Origin of the sequence: Actinoplanes sp. NPDC051633, from assembly GCF_040681735.1 — a bacterium.
Taxonomy (GTDB): Bacteria; Actinomycetota; Actinomycetes; order Mycobacteriales; family Micromonosporaceae; genus Actinoplanes.
Genome location: NZ_JBFAZH010000711.1, coordinates 1 through 4,095 on the forward strand (window position 1 = coordinate 1; position 4,095 = coordinate 4,095).

Below are 4,095 nucleotides of genomic sequence, written 5' to 3' on the forward strand. Positions count from 1 at the left end.
GCCGCGGTCGCCGAGGCCGCCGCCAACGCGCCCGCCGAACCAACCCCCGATGCAGAAGAGATCACGCCCAAGCGCGGCGAAAAGGTCGTCAAGCTGCGTCCTGAGCAGACGGACGACGGTTACAAGAGCGTGTACTCCGAGCTGACCCGCCCCACGCTGGGCTCCCGCATCCGCACCGGCATCCGGGTCTCCGGCGAGCTCATGATCACGTTCGGGTTGATCGTGCTGCTGTTCGCCGGGTATGAGGTGTTCGGCAACTCGGCCAAGGTGCAGGACGAGCAGAACGGCCTCGATGACGCCCTCTCGCAGCAGTGGGCCGACCCGACCGTCGGGCCGAGCGCCGCGCCCAAGGGACCGGCCGCGCCCGGGAAGAACCTGATCGGCCGCCTCTACATCCCGAAGCTCGACAAGGAGTGGGTGGTCGTCAACGGTGTGCGGCCGCAGGACATCCGCTATGCGCCCGGTCACTACCCGGACACCGCGCTGCCCGGCAAGGTCGGCAACTTCTCGGTCGCCGGCCACCGGATCCGCAAGATCTTCTGGCGGCTGGACGAGCTCCGGGAGGGCGACGTCATCGGCGTGGAGACCCGCGACAGCTGGTACATCTACAAGGTGACCAGCCAGCAGGTCGTGCTGCCGAGCGCCGTCGAGGTGGTCGCGCCCGTGCCCGGCAAGCCGAGGGCCAAGCCGAAGAAGAAGATACTGACGCTGACCACCTGCAACCCGAAGTTCAACAACTATGAACGCCTGATCGTGCATGCCGAGCTGGCGCAGACGGTCCCCCGTGACCAGGCCGCGCCGGACGCCGGCAAGCCGGCCGAGCTGAAGAAGGCGTAGGAGAGAGTCATGTACGCCTGGATCTGGCGCAAGTTGCCCTTCGGCCTGCCCGGCAAGCTGTCCGGCTCGATCGTTCTGGTCGCGGCCGTGGGGGCGCTGCTCTGGTATGTGGTGTTCCCGTGGGCGACCCCGCTGCTGCCGTTCGACGATGTGCAGGTGGGCACGGGTACGCAGCAGGAGCAGGGCCCCGCCCAGCAGAATCCGAACGCGGTCATTCCCGGCGAGGAGAACGCGCCGGACGAGCTGCCGTACAGCGAAGAGTCGAACGCCCCGCACCCCTCCGCCACCGCGAGCAGGTGACCTCCATGCGCATCCTGGTGATCGACAACTACGACTCGTTCGTCTTCAACCTGGTGCAGTATCTGGGCCAGCTGGGCGCGGAGTGCGAGGTCCGCCGCAACGACGAGATCTCGGTCGAGGACGTGGCGGCGTTCGAACCCGCCGGCGTGCTGCTGTCGCCCGGCCCGGGCACCCCGGACCGCGCGGGCATCATGATGGACGTCATCCGCGCGTACGCGGGGAAGGTGCCTCTCTTCGGCGTTTGCCTGGGACATCAGGCGATCGGCGCGGTCTTCGGCGGCACGGTGACCCGGGCGCCGGAGCTGCTGCACGGCAAGACTTCCGAGGTGCACCACAAGGGAGACGGCGTGCTTGCCGGGCTGCCCGACCCGTTCACCGCGACCCGGTACCACTCGCTGGCGGTGCTGCCCGAGACCCTGCCCGCCGAGATCGAGATCACCGGGCAGACCGACTCCGGCATCGTGATGGCGATGCGGCACCGGGAGCTGCCGGTCGAGGGCGTGCAGTTCCACCCCGAGTCGGTGCTGACCGAGGGCGGACACACGATGCTGGCGAACTGGCTGGCGACCTGCGGCCTGCCGTCGGCGCTGGAGAAGGCGCCGGCCCTGGCCGCCGAGGTCGAGTCCCGGCGGCGGGCCGCGTTCGCCAACGCCTAGCTGATGATGCCGCCGCCCTGGTTGGGGTCGGTGGGCTCGGTCGTGGGCGTGTCGGTGGGGTCGGGGTCGGGCTCGGCGACCACCGTGAGCGTCACATTGGCGCCACGCTTGACCTTCGATTTCGCCTTCGGGGTCTGGTCGACCACCGTGCCGGGTGCGCTGCCGTCGGTCGGCTGCACTTCCTTGACCGAGACGTTGAAGCCCTCGAGCACCGCCCTGGCGGCCTCCTCGGACTTGCCGACGACGTTCGGCATGAGGAGCTGGTTCCCCCGGGAGACCTTGATCGTGATCGTCGTCTCCGGCTTGACCTGCTGGCCCTGCTTCTCCACGGAGATGACCTGGCCCTCGGGCTGATCACTGTCGACCTGCTGCGTGTCCACCTTGAGATTGAGCCCCTCCAAGGCGGCCTCGGCGGCCTCCTGCGTGCTGCCGACCAGGCCGCGCGGCACCGTGACGAGGTCGGGCGCCTTGCACAGCGTGTACGTGACCTGCTGGTCGGCCGGGATCGAGGTGCCCGGCGCCGGGTCCTGCTTCTCAACCGTGGGCGTCGCGGGGCAGTCCTCGGTCTCGACCGCCTCGCCGGCCGTGACCTGGGTGAGCTTGGCGGCGGTCAGTTTCGCCGTCGCCTGCTCCTCGGTCAGGCCGGTGACCTTCGGCATCGACACGGTCGGGGTGGTCGGGGTGGTCGGCTTGTCGTCGTTGTTGCGGGAGAGCGCGAGCCCGACACCGAGCGCGACCACCGCCAGCACGCCGAGTGCGGCCAGCACCGCCATCACCCAGGACGACGACTTGCGCTGCGGCGGCCGCGGCGGCGCGCCGGCGATCGGACGGCTGATCTGGGTGGTGGCCGCCGTGGGACGCATCGGCCCGGCCATCGCCATGGTCTCGGCCTCGGTCATCACCGGAGTGGCCAGGACCGGGCGGCCGGAGACCGCGCGCAGGGCGTCGGCGCGCATCTCCTGCGCGCTCTGGTAGCGGTTCAGCGGGTTCTTGGCCAGGGCCTTGAGCACGATCGCGTCGACGTCCGGCGAAACCTCGCGGTTGATGTCGCTGGGTGCTTTCGGGTCCTCGCGTACGTGCTGGTAGGCCACACTGACCGGGCTGTCACCGACGAACGGCGGGTGACCGACGAGCAGCTCGAAGAGCACGCACCCGGCGGCGTAGACGTCGGAGCGGGCGTCCACCGACTCGCCGCGCGCCTGCTCCGGCGACAGGTACTGCGCCGTGCCGATCACCGCGCTGGTCTGCGTCATCGTGGTCGCGCCGCTGGCCAGGGCCCGGGCGATCCCGAAGTCCATGACCTTGACCTGGCCGTTCGGGGTGACCATCACGTTGCCGGGCTTGATGTCGCGGTGGATGATCCCGTGCCGGTGGCTGAACTCCAGCGCGGCGCAGATGTCGGCGATCATCTCCAGGGCGCGGCGCGGCTGGATGCGCTGCTCCTGGGCGAGGACCTCCTTGAGGGTGCGGCCGTTCACGTACTCCATGACGATGAACGGCAGCTTCTCGCCGGTGGACGAGATTTCCTCGCCGGTGTCGTAGACCGCGACGATGGCCGGGTGGTTCAGGGCGGCCGAGTTCTGCGCCTCGCGGCGGAACCGCTCCTGGAACGTGGCGTCGCGGGCAAGGTCGGTGCGCAGCATCTTGATCGCCACGTCGCGGCCGAGCCGGAGATCACGCCCCTTGTGCACCTCGGCCATGCCGCCGTAGCCGAGCAGCTCGCCGACCTGGTACCTGCCACCGAGCAGGCGGGCCTGCGCCGTCATAGCGTGTGTCGTCCTTCACTCGAGCCGTTCAGGCCCCGCTGATCGGCGGCCTGCTCTCTAAGACGGTACGACGTCGCCGGCGTTCCCTCGCCGGCCACGCCCGTGCGGACGACCGCCACATTCGCAGCGGAACCGCCCAGAGCGATCGTGTTTCCCTGGTTCAGGAGGAACGAGATGACCCCGGCACACAGCAGCACCAGCAGTGCGAGCACCACGGCCAGCACGATCAGCACCTGTCGCCCGCCCGAACCCTGTTGCGGCTGGGGCTGCGGCTTCATCTGCGGCTGATGCGGATGCTGGGCCATCGGCGGCACCGACGGGTGACGATACGGCTGCTGGGCCGGTGGCACGGAGGCGGCCCCCCGCGCCTGGGCGCCCGAGACGGGTCGCGGCACCGGCGGGTAGGGCGGCCGCGACTGCGGCGGCGCGGAGGTGACGGGCGGAACCGACTGCGGGCGGTTGCCGACCGGCGCGCCGTTCACCACCGGCTGCTGATGCGCCGTGGTCAGCGAAGACGCGGCTTGCCGGGCCACCCC

At 70.1% G+C, this 4,095-nt stretch carries 4 protein-coding genes and 1 pseudogene; 3 read left to right on the forward strand and 2 right to left on the reverse strand.

Annotated elements, in window-relative coordinates; all coding sequences use genetic code 11:
- The 3 genes from AB0M20_RS30330 to AB0M20_RS30340 all read left to right on the forward strand — a co-directional run.
- Positions 1 to 837: class E sortase (locus AB0M20_RS30330; RefSeq protein WP_364303743.1), on the forward strand; the 837-nt coding region annotated here is incomplete at its 5' end.
- A gap of 9 nt (positions 838 to 846) precedes the next feature.
- Positions 847 to 1,137, forward strand: coding sequence for a hypothetical protein (locus AB0M20_RS30335; protein ID WP_364303744.1), 291 nt, complete (start codon positions 847 to 849; stop codon positions 1,135 to 1,137).
- 5 nt (positions 1,138 to 1,142) lie between these two features.
- Positions 1,143 to 1,793 carry an aminodeoxychorismate/anthranilate synthase component II gene (locus tag AB0M20_RS30340; protein ID WP_364303746.1) on the forward strand — a complete coding sequence of 217 codons (651 nt, stop codon included), beginning with the start codon at positions 1,143 to 1,145 and terminating at the stop codon, positions 1,791 to 1,793.
- Here AB0M20_RS30340 and pknB read toward each other — a convergent pair.
- Both pknB and AB0M20_RS30350 read right to left on the reverse strand, forming a co-directional pair.
- Entirely contained in the window at positions 1,790 to 3,559 is a 1,770-nt protein-coding gene (pknB, locus tag AB0M20_RS30345; RefSeq protein WP_364303747.1) for a Stk1 family PASTA domain-containing Ser/Thr kinase, read from the reverse strand. The two genes, AB0M20_RS30340 and pknB, sit on opposite strands and share 4 nt — an antisense overlap.
- Positions 3,556 to 4,095: pseudogene (locus AB0M20_RS30350) on the reverse strand (serine/threonine protein kinase); the annotation flags it as partial. The pseudogene AB0M20_RS30350 and the gene pknB, both read right to left, overlap by 4 nt.